We start from the raw sequence: 15,313 nt of genomic DNA on the forward strand, positions 1-15,313 counted from the left end.
GGCGGGTTCCGCGGCGGCGGGTTCGGCGGGGGCACCGGCTTCGGTGGCGGCACCGGCTTCGGCGGACGGCCCGCGGGATGACACCGACTGACTCCACATCCACCGACTCCACATCCACCGACTCCACGCCGAACGACTCCACGCCGAACGAGGCCGGGACCGGGGCGAGTGCTGCGGTCATCGAGCTGACGGATGTCCGCAAGACCTACCGGTCGGGGCTGTTCGAGGTGGCGGCCCTGCGCGGGGTCGACCTGTCCATCCAGGAAGGTGAATATGTGGCGATCACGGGCCCGTCCGGGTCCGGGAAGTCGACGCTGATGCACATTCTCGGCTGCCTCGACGTCCCGACGTCTGGCCTGTACCGGCTGGCCGGCGAGGATGTCGGCGGCATGTCCGAGGACCAGCTCGCCGAGGTGCGCAACCGGCGGATCGGATTCGTGTTCCAGCAGTTCAACCTGCTCCCCTCGATGACGGCCTGGCGCAACGTGGAGCTTCCCCTCTGCTACGCCGGTGGTCCGCGCGCGGAACGCCGGCAGCGGGCCGTCGACGCCCTGGCCGACGTGGGGCTCGCCGACCGGGTCGAGCACCGCCCGGCGGAACTGTCCGGCGGCCAGCAGCAGCGGGTAGCGGTGGCCCGGGCGCTGGTCACCAATCCGTCGTTGATCCTCGCCGACGAGCCGACGGGCAACCTCGACTCGGCGTCCACCGAGGATGTTCTGGCCCTGTTCCGCCGCCTGCACGACGCCGGCCGGACGATCGTCCTGATCACTCACGAGGCCGAGGTCGCCGCCGCGGCAGACCGCGTCCTGCAGGTTCGTGACGGCGTGGTCACGGCGGATTCGGGTCAAGCCGCCCGGGCGTTGCGAACGGTGCGCGCGTGAGCTGGGCGGAGATCATTCGGACCGGGCTCGAAGCAGTCCGTTCGCACCGCCTGCGGTCCGGGCTGACGATGCTCGGCATCCTCATCGGCGTCGCCGCGGTCATCCTCACCGTCGGGCTCGGCGAGGGGGCTCAGGACAAGGTGCGGGGCCAGATCAACGCGCTGGGCAGCAACCTGCTGATCGTCGCACCGGGCAGCACGACGACGAACGGGGTACGCGGCGGCTTCGGCAGCGCGTCGACCCTGACCCGCGCCGACGCCGGCGCCCTGACCTCGCACGTCGTCGCCCCCGACATCCGGGCGGTCGCCCCGACGACGTCCCGGTCCGCCGCGCTGACCGCCGGCAGCTCCTCGTGGACGACCTCCGTCGTCGGCACCATGCCCGACTGGCTGTCGGTGCGCGCCCGCGCGATCGGCACCGGAAGGTTCATCAGCGGCGAGGACGTCGCCGGCCACGCGGCCGTCACAGTGCTGGCCGCGACCACCGCCGAAGAACTGTTCGGCGCGCGCGACCCGGTTGGGCAGTCCGTCACCGTCTCGGGGGTACCGATGACGGTCATCGGCACGCTGACCGCCGCCGGCTCGTCCGCCAGCACCAACGAGGACGACCAGGCCATCGTGCCGATCACCACTGCCGCCGACCGGATCACCGGCGGCGCTGGCCGGGACTCCGTCCAGAACATCTACCTGGAGGCGACCTCCGGCCACACCCTGTCCGCCGCCTACCAGGAGGCCGACTACGAGCTGCTGGCCCGGCACCGGATCACGACGCCGACCGCGGCCGACTTCTCCATCACCAGCCAGCAGTCGATCCTGTCCACCGCGACCTCGGTCGACCGGACCCTGACGGTGCTGCTCGCCGGCGTCGCCGGGATCTCCCTGCTGGTCGGGGGCATCGGCGTCATGAACATCATGCTCGTCTCGGTGACCGAACGGATCCGCGAGATCGGCCTGCGCAAGGCGCTCGGCGCATCACCGCGGGTGATCCGGCGGCAGTTCCTCGTCGAGGCGTCCGTGCTGGGCCTCGCCGGCGGCCTGCTCGGCACCGCCCTCGGCCTCGCCGGGGCCGCCATCCTGCCGAGCCTGATCTCCGATCCGATCTCGATCTCCCCGACCGCCACCGTCGGCTCCATCGTCATCGCGGTCGCAATCGGGGTGGTGTTCGGCGTGTATCCCGCGACGAGGGCGGCCCGGCTCGCGCCGATCGAGGCCCTGCGCAGTGACTGACACCGGCCGCATTCGAGTGCCTCATCCCAGCCCGGGTGGGAAAACCCGGGCCGTCCGTCAGGAGCGACGATCGATGACCATTGCCAATCCGATCGGCCCGGTTCGATCGGGCGAGTCACGCGGACGTCGCCGCGCCCTGGCCGCGGGGCCGCTCCTCGGCGTCGCGCTCGCGATGAGCGTCGCCGTCAGCGCGTGCGGCAGCGGCGGTTCCGGAGGATCCACGGCCGCCGCCGCGAGTGCGCCGAGTCAGGCCGCCGGCTCCGGGCAGGGCCAGGGCCAGGCAGCCCGGCCAGGGACCACCGGCACCATCGCCGCGGTCACCGCGACGAATGTCGAGGTCCAGAATCCCGCCAGCGGTCAGGTCACCGTCACCTGGACGCCGAGCACCACGTTCGTCAAGACCGCCACCGCCAACGCCTCCGCCGTCGCGGTCGGCGACTGCGTGACCGTGACCGGCGGCAGCCCGGGCACCACGTTCACCGCCCAGTCCGTGATCGTCGGCCAACCGGTGTCCGGCAGTTGCACGGCGGGCTTCGGCCGCGGCTTCGGTGGGGCCGGCGGGTTCCCGGGCGGTACTCGGCCGTCCGGCGCGCCGACCGCCCGCCCATTCGACCGTTCGGCCGTTCGACCGACCGCCCGTTCGACCGCGCAGGGGCGCCCCAACGGGGGTCGGCTCGCAGTGGTCATCGGGTCGGTGACGAAGGTGGCGGGCACGACCATCACCGTCCAGGGCCCGCAGTGGCCCGGTGCCGGCGCGTCGGCCTCGGCGGCGCCCGCCGCCACCGCGTCGCCCGGCGCAACCGTCACCTCGACGGTGACCCTCGGCTCGTCGACCACCGTCGAGGAGACGAGCAGCGCCACCTCGGCGGCCCTGACCGTCGGTGAATGCCTGACCGCCGTCGGAAAGGCCGATGACACCGGCGCAGTGGCCGCCACCTCCATCAGCGTCCGCCCGGCCGCCAAGGAGGGATGCGCCAACGGGTTCGGTGGCCGGGGCTTCGGCGGCCAGGGTGCGGGCCGCCGGGGCTCGGGTGGCCAGGGTTCAGGGAGCCAGGGTTCAGGGAGCCAGGGCTCGGGTGGCGGCATGGCAAATGGGTGACCGATTCAGCCGGGCGCTGGCCCGGACCGGTCGGCGGGACGCCCGCGCCTGGATCGTGATCGGCGTCGTCGCGGTGGTCGTCATCGCTGCCGGCTCGGCGACGCTCGCGGCGACCGGGTCATCCGGTCCGGACTACCGCACCGCCACGGCGGTGCGGGCCACCGTCGCGCAGACACTCGACTCGACCGGCGTCGTCTCGCCCGCGAGCCAGGCGAGCGTGACCTTTCCCGTTTCGGGAACGGTCGCGAGTGTCGCCGTCACCCCGGGTGAGCATGTCGACGCCGGGCAGACGCTGGCGACCCTCGACCCCGCCGCGCTGTCGGCCGCCGTCGACTCGGCCGCGGCCACGCTGGCCACCGCCCAGGCGAAACTGAGCTCCGACGAGGCCAGCGAAAGCGGCGCCGGATCCGGCACACCGTCAGGCTCCACGGTCTCCTACTCGGACGGCCCGGCGACAATCGAACCGATCTCACTCTCGACCAGCGGCGCCCGGCCCGCCAGCCGGATATCGACCCGCTCGACACCGCCCGCCTCGACCGCGTCCAGCTCGACCGCGTCCAGCTCGACCGCGTCCGGGAACGGCGGGGGCGTCGCCGCCGCGCGCGCCACCGTCACCAAGGCGCAGAAGGACCTGATCACCGCGCAGCACACCGCCGACACCGACCTCGCCGTCGCCACGACAGACCTCAGCCAGGAGCGGACGACCTGCGCGGCGTACATCAGCGGCGCGTCGACGGCCGGCACGGCCACGCCTTCCGCGACGGACGGATCGCCCGCAACGGCCCTCGGCTCGGCCGGATCCCCGCCGGCGGACGCGGCCCGATCGCGCGCGGCCCACACCGCCCAATCGGCCCACACCGCACCATCGGCCCACACCGCACCGCCGGCCTCCAGCGCACCACCGGCCTCCAGCGCCCCGCCGGCCCACACCGCACCACCGGCGCTGAGCTCCCCCGCGCCGGCCTCCTCTGCGCCGGCAACATCCGCACCGGCAACATCGGCACCGGCATCTTCCGTGCCAAGCACCGCCCAGGCTCCCGGCGCGGGCGCATCCGCCACGGTGGGTGCTGCGCCGGCCTCGTTCACGTCGGGACTACGGGTGATCGAGGCTGCCCAGCGGTCGGACACGCGGCCCGGGACGTCGAGCTTGGCCGCCTGCTCGGCGCTGATGACCACCGTCCTCACCGATCAGCAGCTCGTGTCGACCGACCAGGGGGCGGTGGCCCAGGACGAGGCGACCCTCGGTAACGCGATCGAGGCCCTCATCGCCCTCTCGCCGACCTCTGGCGACTCCGGGACGACCCCGTCCACAGGCGGACCGACCGCGGCGGGCACGACCCCCGGCCGGGAGGCCGCGGGAACGGCAACCGCGGGTGGCACGAACGGCACAGGTGACACGGCCCACTCGGCCGGCTCCGGTGGCACGGGTGGCTCTCGGTCGGGTCGGTCCGGCGGGGCCGGTGGCGCTGGCGGGGCGTCCGGCTCGGCGCGGTCCGGCGGGGCCGCGTCCTCGACCCGCGGTGGCGCCCAGAGCGTGCCAGCCTCCCCCGCGCAGATCGCCGCCGACCAGGCCATAGTGGACGCGGCGCAGGCGGCGTTGACCCAGGCCAAGGACGAGCTGGTCCAGGCCACTCTGGTCAGCCCGCTGGCCGGCACGGTCGGGGCGGTCGGCCTGACCGTCGGCGAGTCGGTGCAGGCCGCCTCGGCTCCGTCGGCGGGCTCCGGCATCACCGTGATCGGCACCGGGACCTCCTACGAGGTCGAGACGTCCGTGACCGACGCCGACCTGGCGAGGGTGCAGGTCGGTCAGGCCGCGTCGGCGGTCGTCGACGGCTCGACCACCACCCTGGCCGGCAAGGTCGTCGGCATCGGGCTACTGCCGACGTCGTCGCTGTCGAGCGGTTCGAGCGGCGGCGGTTCGGGGGCGTCGAGCTCGGTGAACTACCCGGTGACGATCTCCCTCAGCCCGGCGAACCAGCAGATCTTCTCCGGTTCGGACGCCGATGTCTCCATCGTGATCGCCCAGGCGGCCGACGCTGTCGCCGTGCCGAGCTCGGCGCTGCGTTCGCTGGGCCTGCTACACACCGTGGCGGTGGTGCGCGGTGGCAAGGCGACGACCACGGTTGTCGGTGTCGGAGCGGCCGGCAGCACCCTGACGCAGATCACGTCGGGTCTGAAGGTCGGCGACCGGGTGGCGCTCGCCGACCTGTCGTCCCCGCTACCCAGCTCCGGCAGCACCGCGAACAGTCGCGGCGGCGGCCTCGGGGGTGCGTTCGGGGGTGGCCTGGGAGGTGGTGGCCTGGGAGGTGGCCGGGCGGGCGGTCTCGGCGGCGGCCGGGCGGGCTGATCCCTCACATGCCGGTGCCGGTGCCGGTGCCGGGACGGCGACGGCCGGGCCGGTCGCGAGGTGACCTCGCGGCCGACCCGGCCGTGGGTGCCGGTCGCCGTCCAGATCCGGACGACGGCCCGGCGGATGATCCGGGGACCGATCAGGCCGCGCCGGGAACGGTGGCGTTCCTCTCCTTGAAGCCGAAGCCGTCGCTGGACGCGTCCCGCTGGAAGGCGGTGAAGGCGTTCTCGTCGGCGTCGATGTCCGCCTGCGTCGCGGTGCCGCTCTTCAGCTTGCCGGTCAGACTGCTGAACTTGTCACTGATCGACTGCACCGAGTTGCACAGCGTCGGGTTGGCCAGCGCGAACCGCTTGGCCACCTTGAGCTCGTGGACCGTGAACGCCCCGGCCACCGCGGCCTTGGCGAAGCTCCGCGTCCGCTTCGGCGCGCCCTTGGCGAAGGCGCCGTTCTTCGTCGGCTTGTAGACGTAGCGGTGGAAGGCGCCGAGGGCGAGGCCGGAATGCAGCGCGAACCGCGTCTTCGCGAAGGCCTTGGTGTTCCCCGAGGTCGGGCAGGCACCGGAGTACTCGGAGTCGGTGTCGGAACCCGCCGAGCTCGACGCGCGGACGCCGTTCTTCCCGGAGCCGCCCGATGAGCCGCCGCACGCACCGAGCAGCGTGACCGAGAGCAGCAATACAATTACAGCAGCCGCGTACCGCGTGGTCCGGGCGGTCGGCCTAGCGATTGTCGAAAACATCCACCACCAACTTCGTGCGGGCTTTCGCCTCGGTCATTGATCTACAGCGCCGCGGGGACGCCGAGCCACTGTAGCGATCGCCGCGGCGCACCGCCCGACATCGGCCCGCAACTCGGGCGGACCTCACTCGCCGTCCGAGCACCCCGCCAACCTCGGCTGACTGCCCAGCCGAGAGCAGAGTTGGGTGACCAGAATCGATCTTCGTCCTGTTGCACTTCACCAACTGCGAATAAGCCGAAGGGATCGCACGGCAGGTCCCGGAAATCACCGGCTCAGGTTGTCAGGGAAGCGTCGTCAAACCACCATCGACCATGAACGTCATTCCGGTGAGATAGCTCCCGTCGGGCCCGGCGAGGAACACCGCCACCCGTGCGCAGTCCCTGGGGACACCCCAACGCCGCATCGGGATCTGCGCCTCGGTCGCCTCGCGCGCACCGGGGTGATCGGCGAAGACGCCTTCGGCGGCGTCGGTGAGGATGACCGGGTTGAGAACGTTCACGGTGATCCCGTGCTGCCCCCAGCCGTTGGATGCCGTCCGGCTCAGCGCGCGGATCGCCTCCTTGTTGGAGTTGTAGGAGGCGGACTCGGCATTGCACATGATTCCGCGGCGGGACCCGAAGTTCAGGATTCGCCCGCCGCCCGCGGCCTTCATGTGCGGAAAGACCGCCTGCATGGCCCTGAGCGTCGCCTTGACGCCCGTCTCGAAGTTCCAGTCCCATTCGGCCTCGTCGACGTCCTCCAGGTTCGTCGGCTCGCTGGAGGCACGCGGCCTGTCGCGGGTGCCGAAGCTCTGGGCGTTGTTGACAAGAACATCCACGCCGCCGTATTCGGCCACGGCGCGGTCGACCATCTCGCGGATGTTCTGCGCCACGCCGACATCGCAGGTGACCCCCAGCGCGTCACCGCCTCGGGAGTGGATGCCGTCGACCACCTCGCTGACGGTGCTGGCGGTCCGGGAGGCGACGACGACGCGAGCTCCCTCCAGCGCGAACTCCTCCGCGATCGCCCGGCCGATACCCCGGCCAGCACCGGTGACGATGGCGACCTTGCCGTCTAACACGCCCATGCGGTCCTCCTCGATCCGTCGTCGCCGGTCGGCCCCGCCACCAACCGGCGACGCGGGCCCGCCCAGGCGAGGGCGCCGTCTCGATGCACGCCCACGGCCCATGTCTACTCGGGTACCTGTCTACTCGGGTACCCGAGCGACGCGCCCCTTCACTGTTCGGGTGCCGCGCCGGTGGAGCGGGTGCGCGCCCGCAGGTGCGGGTGGATCCCCGGGTCCAGGTGCAGCGTCTCGGCCACTCGGATCAGCAGGTCGACGAGCGCCCGCCGGTCGTCCGGGACCAGGTCGCGGGCGAGCTCCGCCTCCATCGGCGGGATCAGCGCGGCGACTCGGTCCACCAGCTCCGTGCCGGCCGGGGTGAGCCGGATCTCGAAGGCCCGCCGGTCCTGGGCGCTGCGGTGGCGGCGCACCCAGCCGGCCGCCTCCATCTCGTCGATCAGCCCGACCATGTTGTTGCGGTGCATGCCGAGCGCGTCGGCGAGCTGCTGCTGGGTCCGCCCTGGCGATCCGGCCAGGTTGCTGAGGACGCCGAACGCCCGTGGCGAGAGACCCAGCGGGCCCAGCCGATCGGCGAACAGCTGCGCCGCGCGGGCACCGACCTGGGACAGCAGGAACGGCAGGGACGCAGCGTAGGGCGTCGTCGGGATCTCGCTCACGAGCCCCGATTCTAGTATCAACGGTGATTGTCATCTAAGGTGACAATCACTTGATAGGCGTTGCCGACGCGAGGCGAGGAACGGGGTTGGTCACGATGAAGATCGCGGTTGTGGGTGCTACGGGACGGACCGGAGCTCTGGTCGTCGAGCAGGCGCTGGCCCGCGGCCACCGGGTGACAGCGGTGGCCCGCCGGCCCGAGGCGGTGACGACCCGCCACGACAACCTGGAGGTCGCCCGAGCGGACGTGCTCGATGGCGGGAACCAGCTGGCCTCGGCGTTCGCCGGCGTCGAGGCCGTCGTCTCGGCCCTGGGTGCCGAAGCCGGCCGGAAGTCGACGACGGTCTACTCCACCGGCACCCGCACCATGCTGGCGGCCATGCGGGCCGGTGGGATCGGCACCATCGCCGTGATCTCCGCGGTGCCGGCGGGGCCACGCGGCGCGCTGCCCTTCGTCGAGCGGCGGGTCATGATGCCCGTGCTCGACCGTTTCTTCGGCGAGGCCTACGCCGACATGCGGCGCATGGAGGAGATCCTGCGGGCCAGCGACGCCGACTGGATCTCGGTGCGCCCCCCGCGGCTGCTCGCCCGGCCCGCAACCGGCGCCTACCGCCTCGCCGCCGAGGCGCCACTGCCGAAGGCGCGTGGCATCGCCTACCCGGACCTGGCAACGGCGCTTCTCGACGTGCTCGACCGCCACGACCTCTACCGCACGGTGGTCACCGTCGCGCACTGATGCCACACCAGGCCTCACCTGGACACAGGGCGAGGCCGCGGGTGGACCCGCGTGGTCTCGGAGGGCACTAGGCGTTGGCCCTGGTATGGACGCTGCTAGCGTCTGGACCATGCTGCCCGCGGAGCTGCAGAGAGTCGATCGGAGTCAGCTGCGTGCCGCCGTGGGCGACGCCACCTTTCAGCGAGGGGCGCAGTACGCCAGGCAGGGCGCCGTGGCCGAGATGTCGTGGAGGCCGGCCGGAAACGCGCTTTATGGCACGGTGGCGGGAAGCCACGGAGAGCGCTATGTGACTACGGTGTATTTCACCGGCCCGGGCGCCGAGGAGCCGTGGTGGTTCGATGACGCCCAGTGCACCTGCCCGGTGGGCGCCGACTGCAAGCACGCCGTCGCGCTTGTGCTGGCGGCGGCCGCACGGGCCGCCGGTGACGGCCCGGCTCGCCGGAGTGCCGTCGCGCCGACAGGCTGGGCCTCGTCCCTGTCGGCGCTGCTCGGCGACCAGCCGGTCGAGGACGAGCCCCGGAGTGCGACGCCGCTCGCCATCGAGCTGACGCTGTCCGCCGAGATCTCGGCGGCCCGGTCGAACCACGGCCCCGGCGGGCCGTCGTTGAGCGTGCGCGCCCGACTGGTGAAACCCGGCAAGACCACCTGGGTCAACGCGCTCTCCTGGTCGAAGCTGAGTTCGCCCTATGGGCACTACCAGCGCGACGGCTACCTCGCGACGCATGTGCGGATTCTGCGGGAAATGTACGCCGTCTACCTTTCCGGGCAGGAGGACACGGCGTACGGCGCCTATTCTTACGGCGACGACAAGTACCTCGATCTCGGCGCGTTCACGAGCCCCCGGTTGTGGCCGCTGCTCGACGAGGCCACCGCGGCCGGTGTGCGGTTGGTGCATGGGCGCAAACGGCTTGGCGACATCGAGCGGTACGGCTCGGCGGAGCTGTGCCTTGATGTGACTCGCAATGGAAAATCAACGGCTCTCACCGTGAGTCCCGTGCTGCGCATGACCGACCCGGACGAGGCAGTGGCGCCGTTCGCGTTCATCGGCGATCACGGCGTCGTCGGTATCGATCGGGCCGAAATTCAGGCCACGGATCGTCACGAGGACTGGCACATCCGGCTGGCTCGGTTGAGCGCTCCCGCATCACCGGAGCTGATCCAGATGGCTGTGGCTAACAGGAGCCTGCGGATTCCGGCCGCCGAGCGGCCGCGTTTCGTCAGCGAGTTCTACCCGGGGCTGCGGCGGGTGGCCCGGATCGTCTCCAGCGACGAGTCCTTCGAGCCGCCGGTGATCGAGCCGCCGACGCTGGTCGCGCGGGCGGACTTCGGGCCGGACCACACCGTCGAGATCACCTGGGAGTGGGACTACGCGATCGGGGACACGCGGCTGCGTGCGCCCTTGCACGATCACGGCAGCAGCGACGGCAATGGCCACGGTAGCGACGCCGGGTATCGGGACAGACGCAGCGAAGCCGATATTCTGGCCAATCTGGATGTGCCGCCCGGCATCCAGACGGTGCCTGTCCGGCTCGGCGGTGTCGAGACGATGCGGTTCGCGACGGAGCTGCTCCCGCTCCTCGCCGCCCACGACGGGATCGCCGTCGAGATCGGTGGACACCCGGCGGACTACCGCGAGGTCGGAGACCTGCTACGGATCGAGGTCTCGACCGACGAGGTGCCGGGTGAGGCGGACTGGTTCGATCTCGGTGTCGCCGTCACCCTGGACGGGCGCGAGATCCCGTTCGCGGCGCTCCTGGTGGCCGTGAGCAGGCAGGAGTCGCACCTGCTCCTCGACGACGGCACCTATTTCAGCCTGGAGCGGCCGGACCTGCGGACGCTGCGCGGGCTGGTCGAGGAGGCGAAGGCGCTGCGGGACGCCCCCGGCGGGGCGCTGCGCATCAGCCGCTTCCAGGCCGGGCTGTGGGAGGAGCTCACCAGCATCGGCGTGGTCGTCCGCCAGGCGGAGACGTGGCGCCGGCAGGTGGCCGGCCTGCTGGCCATCGACTCCGCCGGCGCGAAGGAGCCGCCGCGGACGCTCCAGGCCAGCCTGCGGCCGTATCAGGCGGACGGATTCCGGTGGCTGAGCTTCCTGTGGGACTGCCAGCTCGGCGGGATCCTCGCCGACGACATGGGCCTGGGCAAGACGCTGCAGTCACTCGCGCTCATCTGCCACGCCAGGGAGGCCAACCCGGCGCTGCCGCCGTTCCTCATCGTCGCACCGACGAGCGTCGTGTCGAACTGGGCCGCGGAGGCAGCCCGGTTCGCGCCGTCGCTGCGGGTCGCCGTCGTCACCGACACCCTGAAGCGCCGTGGCCAGACCCTCGCCGACATCATCGACGCCGCCGACGTGGTCGTGACGTCCTACACGCTGTTCCGGCTCGACACCGAGGCGTATTGCGCGGCCTCCTGGGCCGGTCTGGTTCTCGATGAGGCGCAGACCGTCAAGAACCACCAGTCGAAGGCGTACCAGTGCGCGCGGCTGCTGCCCGCGCCGTTCAAGCTGGCGGTCACCGGAACGCCACTGGAGAACAACGTGATGGAGCTGTGGTCGCTGCTGTCGATCACCGCGCCGGGGTTGTTTCCGAACCGCGCACGGTTTGACGGCTACTACGCCCGCCCGATCGAGCAGCAGGGTGACGCTGAGCGTCTCGCGCAGCTTCGGCGCCGGATCCGGCCACTGCTGGTCCGGCGGACCAAGGACCAGGTCGCCCCCGAACTCCCCGCCAAGCAGGAGCAGGTCCTGGAGGTCGAGCTGCATGCCCGCCACCGCAGGATCTACCAGACCCATCTGCAGCGCGAACGGCAGAAGGTGCTCGGCCTGATCGACGACATGAACCGCAACCGCTTCACCATCCTGCGGTCGTTGACGGCGCTGCGGCAGCTCAGCCTGCACGCCGGGCTCGTCGACGACGCCCACGACGAGCTGCCCAGCGCCAAGATAGACGTCCTGCTCGAGCAGCTGCGGGACGTCGCCGGCGGCGGGCACCGGGCGCTCGTCTTCAGCCAGTTCACCCGGTTTCTCAGCCGGGTGCGGGAGGCGCTCGACGCCGACGGCATCGAACACTGCTATCTCGACGGGGCGACCCGCAACCGGGCCGCGGTCGTGCGGCGGTTCAAGGAAGGAAAGGCGCCGGTCTTCCTCATCAGCCTGAAGGCCGGCGGATCGGGCCTGAACCTGACCGAGGCGGACTACTGCTTCCTGCTCGACCCCTGGTGGAACCCTGCCACCGAGGCGCAGGCGGTGGATCGTACCCATCGCATCGGGCAGTCCCGCAACGTCATGGTGTACCGGCTGATTGCCAAGGACACGATCGAGGAAAAGGTGATGGCGCTGAAAGCGCGCAAGGCCGAGCTGTTCTCCGGCGTCCTGGACAACGGCGAGTTCGTCGACACCACGCTCGACGCCGACGACATCCGAGCACTGCTCGCCTGACCAGCCCGCCGCTGCTGCCCGGTAGCGGCGGAAGAATGCGCGCAGTTCCCGCGCGTAGCGCCGGAACGAGCCCGGCCGACGTGGTTGGCCCGGGCGAGCTCGGCGGGGAGGTCGACCCGCGGCTGCGGATGTCGGCCGCCTTCACCGAGCTCACCCGGGCCTGACGATCAGCCGTTCGGCGTCCCCGGTCCGGTCCTGCCCTCCCTCACCTCACCAGCGCCCCTCGGGCCGCTGTTCGGATGCGAGGCGTCAGGATCCGGTCAGGAGATGGCGTTCTTCGCGGTGGCGATGCCGTCCGCCGAGGTGGTCTGCAGAATGTCGTTGAGCTGTGTGTCCGACGGCGTGTAGCCGAAGTAGTTCTTGTAGAAGTCGCGGGTGACCGACCGGATGTCGACGTCGGTGAACAGCGACGGGTTGAGGACCTTCGCGACCCACTGGAGCTGCACCGCCTGCTCGACGGTGTACTGGCCCCACGCGTACAGTCCGCGCGGGTCGATGAACACCTTGTCCGACTTGACCGCCTTCAGATCGCTCCAGCCGCTGATCTTCGACAGGCCCGCCAGCACCGAGGCACCGGTGTTGGCGGCCAGGCCCTGGTCACCGCCCGGCGCCTGGATGATCACATTGTCCGGGTTCCACTGCAGCAGCTGCTCCATGGTCACGTTCACGCGACTGCCGCTGATCCCCTTCGCGACGTCCGTCCCGCCGGCCTTCGTGATCCACTGGTCCGGCAGCGACGACCCGCCCTGGACCACGATGTTGTTGCCGGCGTACGCCTCGATGTACACCACGGTCGGCTTGGTCGTCGACTTCGCCAGCTTCGACGTCAGGGTGCTGTCGACCTTGTCGAAGTAGGCGTTGTAGGCCTTCGCCTTGGCCACCGCGGCGCCACCGTAGGTCTCCCCGGCGACGGTGATCGACTGCGTCAGCTGCGCGTACTTCGGAAAGACCATGACCACCGCCGGGATCCCCGCGGCCTGGAAGGGCTTCGCCGTGTCACCACCAGAGAGCGCGGAGACCACGTCCGGCTTCTGGGCGAGCAGCTGCTCCATGTTCACGTTGCTGCTGTGGAACAGCTGCGGCACCTTCGTGATCGACGGCTGCACGGCCTGCAGGAACGGAATCGTGCTCACGTTCTGCTGGATCGCGACCAGCTTGTCACCGACGCCGAGCATGATGTCGGCCACGGTATGCGCCGGGAACTGCTCGGCGATGCGGTTGATCGTCGTCGGCACCGTCACCTTCGCACCCGACAGGTCCGTCACGACATGCGTGGCGGGCGTGGCAGACGTCGTGGGTGTCGCACTGCTCTTACTACCGGCGTCGGCGCTCGAGCCCCCCGAACTCGAGCAGGCCGCCAGCGCGAACACGCTCGCGACACCGACCGCGACGGCAACCCGCGCCGGGCGGCGCGTCGAACTTACCGACCATCCCCCCAAAGAACTCACTGACAGTCCCCCCAAACCGAGCGATTCACGCCGCTCAGCACGTTATGAATAATCATGGGCGGAAGCTAGCAGCGGGAAAAGACAAACGTCAAGCAAGATTGACCCTGATAAAACAGGGCAACGAACTCGTGAACACAGTGTTTCGTCGGCTGCTCCCGGCACTTCACCGGGGAATTTCCAGCGCTGTCGTCGGCCGCGTTTCAGCCCCGCTCGACTGTGCGAGCGCCTGACGGCCGCGAATCGATCCGGGTCCGGTCACAGCCTGCCGGAAACCGACCGAGCCGAAATCGACCGATAGGAAACCGACCGAGCCGAAGAAGCTCGTCACCGTACCGAGCACCGGCTGTGGTTCTTTCTGCTCCAGCTGCCGCCGTGTTCCCGTGGATACCGCGGCCAGGGCCTCCTTTCCGAGGACTTTTCCGACGTGCGACAGCGCGCGGGCTCCGCCGCGACCGGGCCGAGATCCGCGGCGCGACCGTACGCCACAGCAATCGACAGGAACGTGGCGCGGACAGCGCTTGGATCCTGAAGCGAAGAGCACACCCGTTCACCGGCGCCATCCGGAACCGGCGTCCGGGTCAGTGTAGTGGAATTTTGCAGATCATCGCAAGTGCGGAGATTTTCGTGGTCCGCGATCCGCGGATGCGGAGATGCAAGAGAAGATCGGACACCCTCCGTAGTTTTTTACTCACAGATGAGCGGCACACGAACTACCGGGCCCGAAAAAAGCGGGAACTCGTGGCCGTCGTCCCTACAGAGGGCCACCGGGCCACCGCTCTCACTCCAGCCGGGCCGCGATCTCGGCGTTGGAATGCCCGGCGGCGCCTCATCCAACACGTCCCGCTCCCGCTCGGTGAGCCGGCCCAGGCGTCGGTCACCCCCGCGGTGACGGCGACCAGACCGAGGACGACCAGATCGGCGAGGATCGAGGCGCGGTTCTCGTGGTGCCAGGCCACGCTGGCCAGGACGATCGAGGCGGCCATGACGACCACCGCCGCCGGGAGCTGGCGCCGCCAGATCAGCGGGAGCAGCCCCAGGGCGATCACGGCAAGCAGGCGGGCGCCGGCGGTGATCGCCAGAGTGTTCAGCAGCGCAGCCCACGACAGCAGGCCCAGGGCCGCGGCCAGGCCGCCGTCGACCAGCTTCGGGTGGGCCCGCGGAAAGCGGCCGACCCGGCCGTGGCGCAGTGGATTTTCCGGCACCGTTGGGGCCGAGAAAACCGGTCACCCTCCCCGGCCGTACCGTGAAACTGAGATCGTGGACGGCGACCCTGTCGCCGTAACGCTTCTCCAGGCCGCGCGCCTCGATCATGTGATCCCCACGTTCGTGCTCGGTCGTCGTCATCGGACAACCAGCACGCTAGGGATCTTGGACGGTCTGCCGACCACCTCAGGGCTGATCTTCGCCGGCCCCCGCGTGGCGCCGTACGCCCCGGGTCGTACGCCTCAAGAAGTAGTTCCGCGCGCTGGTTGGGGACACCGGTAAGTGGCTGCGGCTCCGACGCGGACGCGGACGCGAGCAGCTCGCCGACGACTCGGGTAACTTCAGAAATCCGGTTTGGCGCCTGGCTACTGGGTGGGGGCCGGCCTTCGTTTTCTGCCCGTCTTCGGGTCCAGCCGGCGTAGCAGCATCGACGTGATGCCGATGTAGACCGCGGTGACCACGATCCCGGCGCCGATGTCGATCG

The 15,313-nt window shown here is 70.6% G+C and carries 15 protein-coding genes and 1 pseudogene; 7 read left to right on the forward strand and 9 right to left on the reverse strand.

Annotated elements, in window-relative coordinates; translation table 11 throughout:
• The first annotated feature begins 77 nt into the window (after positions 1-77).
• The 3 genes from NBZ85_RS15085 to NBZ85_RS15095 all read left to right on the forward strand — a co-directional run bounded on the left by NBZ85_RS15085 (position 78) and on the right by NBZ85_RS15095 (position 3,206).
• A complete protein-coding gene (locus NBZ85_RS15085) occupies positions 78-881 on the forward strand; it encodes an ABC transporter ATP-binding protein (RefSeq protein WP_261559869.1) in 804 nt (267 codons plus the stop codon).
• A complete protein-coding gene (locus tag NBZ85_RS15090; protein ID WP_261559868.1) occupies positions 878-2,107 on the forward strand; it encodes an ABC transporter permease in 1,230 nt (409 codons plus the stop codon). Before NBZ85_RS15085 ends, NBZ85_RS15090 begins: the two co-directional genes overlap by 4 nt.
• 73 nt (positions 2,108-2,180) lie before the next feature.
• Entirely contained in the window at positions 2,181-3,206 is a 1,026-nt protein-coding gene (locus tag NBZ85_RS15095; protein WP_261559867.1) for a DUF5666 domain-containing protein, read from the forward strand.
• A 132-nt stretch (positions 3,207-3,338) separates the two neighbouring features.
• Here NBZ85_RS15095 and NBZ85_RS33775 read toward each other — a convergent pair whose 3' ends face one another.
• Both NBZ85_RS33775 and NBZ85_RS15105 read right to left on the reverse strand, forming a co-directional pair.
• On the reverse strand, positions 3,339-3,635 hold the full coding sequence (locus NBZ85_RS33775) for a hypothetical protein (protein WP_261559866.1): 297 nt from the start codon (positions 3,633-3,635) through the stop codon (positions 3,339-3,341).
• A 6-nt stretch (positions 3,636-3,641) separates the two neighbouring features.
• Positions 3,642-4,391 carry a hypothetical protein gene (locus tag NBZ85_RS15105; RefSeq protein WP_261562093.1) on the reverse strand — a complete coding sequence of 250 codons (750 nt, stop codon included), beginning with the start codon at positions 4,389-4,391 and terminating at the stop codon, positions 3,642-3,644.
• Between NBZ85_RS15105 and NBZ85_RS15110 the strand changes: the two genes are divergently transcribed.
• Positions 4,375-5,553: an efflux RND transporter periplasmic adaptor subunit gene (locus NBZ85_RS15110; RefSeq protein WP_261562094.1), complete on the forward strand. Its 1,179-nt coding sequence runs from the start codon at positions 4,375-4,377 to the stop codon at positions 5,551-5,553. The genes NBZ85_RS15105 and NBZ85_RS15110 overlap by 17 nt on opposite strands.
• Before the next feature lie 142 nt (positions 5,554-5,695).
• Here the strand turns inward: NBZ85_RS15110 and NBZ85_RS15115 are convergent, their stop codons facing one another.
• From NBZ85_RS15115 to NBZ85_RS15125, 3 genes are all read right to left on the reverse strand, one after another.
• Positions 5,696-6,229 carry a hypothetical protein gene (locus tag NBZ85_RS15115; protein WP_261562095.1) on the reverse strand — a complete coding sequence of 178 codons (534 nt, stop codon included), beginning with the start codon at positions 6,227-6,229 and terminating at the stop codon, positions 5,696-5,698.
• 343 nt (positions 6,230-6,572) lie between these two features.
• Positions 6,573-7,358, reverse strand: a complete 786-nt coding sequence (locus NBZ85_RS15120; RefSeq protein WP_261558764.1) for an SDR family NAD(P)-dependent oxidoreductase — start codon at positions 7,356-7,358, stop codon at positions 6,573-6,575.
• A 149-nt stretch (positions 7,359-7,507) separates the two neighbouring features.
• On the reverse strand, positions 7,508-8,011 hold the full coding sequence (locus NBZ85_RS15125; protein WP_261558765.1) for a MarR family winged helix-turn-helix transcriptional regulator: 504 nt from the start codon (positions 8,009-8,011) through the stop codon (positions 7,508-7,510).
• A gap of 95 nt (positions 8,012-8,106) precedes the next feature.
• On the opposite strand from NBZ85_RS15125, the gene NBZ85_RS15130 reads away from it, so the two are divergent.
• The 3 genes from NBZ85_RS15130 (at position 8,107) to NBZ85_RS15140 (ending at position 12,342) form a co-directional block, all read left to right on the forward strand.
• Positions 8,107-8,745: an NAD(P)-dependent oxidoreductase gene (locus tag NBZ85_RS15130; protein ID WP_261558766.1), complete on the forward strand. Its 639-nt coding sequence runs from the start codon at positions 8,107-8,109 to the stop codon at positions 8,743-8,745.
• A 286-nt stretch (positions 8,746-9,031) separates the two neighbouring features.
• Positions 9,032-12,178, forward strand: coding sequence for a DEAD/DEAH box helicase (locus NBZ85_RS15135; protein WP_261558767.1), 3,147 nt, complete (start codon positions 9,032-9,034; stop codon positions 12,176-12,178).
• A 35-nt stretch (positions 12,179-12,213) separates the two neighbouring features.
• The gene (locus NBZ85_RS15140; RefSeq protein ID WP_261558768.1) at positions 12,214-12,342 is read left to right on the forward strand and encodes a hypothetical protein; all 129 of its coding nucleotides are present in this window, start codon (positions 12,214-12,216) and stop codon (positions 12,340-12,342) included.
• A 96-nt stretch (positions 12,343-12,438) separates the two neighbouring features.
• Here the strand turns inward: NBZ85_RS15140 and NBZ85_RS15145 are convergent, their stop codons facing one another.
• From NBZ85_RS15145 to NBZ85_RS15160, 4 genes and pseudogenes are all read right to left on the reverse strand, one after another.
• A complete protein-coding gene (locus NBZ85_RS15145) occupies positions 12,439-13,443 on the reverse strand; it encodes an ABC transporter substrate-binding protein (protein WP_261562096.1) in 1,005 nt (334 codons plus the stop codon).
• Between the two features lie 346 nt (positions 13,444-13,789).
• Entirely contained in the window at positions 13,790-13,966 is a 177-nt protein-coding gene (locus tag NBZ85_RS15150) for a hypothetical protein (protein ID WP_261558770.1), read from the reverse strand.
• A gap of 370 nt (positions 13,967-14,336) precedes the next feature.
• Positions 14,337-14,828, reverse strand: coding sequence for a DUF7134 domain-containing protein (locus NBZ85_RS15155; RefSeq protein WP_261558771.1), 492 nt, complete (start codon positions 14,826-14,828; stop codon positions 14,337-14,339).
• Positions 14,829-14,844: 16 nt separating this feature from the next.
• Positions 14,845-14,970 (reverse strand): annotated as a pseudogene (locus NBZ85_RS15160) (hypothetical protein); the annotation flags it as partial.
• Positions 14,971-15,313 lie beyond the last annotated feature (343 nt).

Origin of the sequence: Frankia tisae (assembly GCF_025403405.1) — a bacterium.
GTDB lineage: Bacteria > Actinomycetota > Actinomycetes > Frankiales > Frankiaceae > Frankia > Frankia tisai.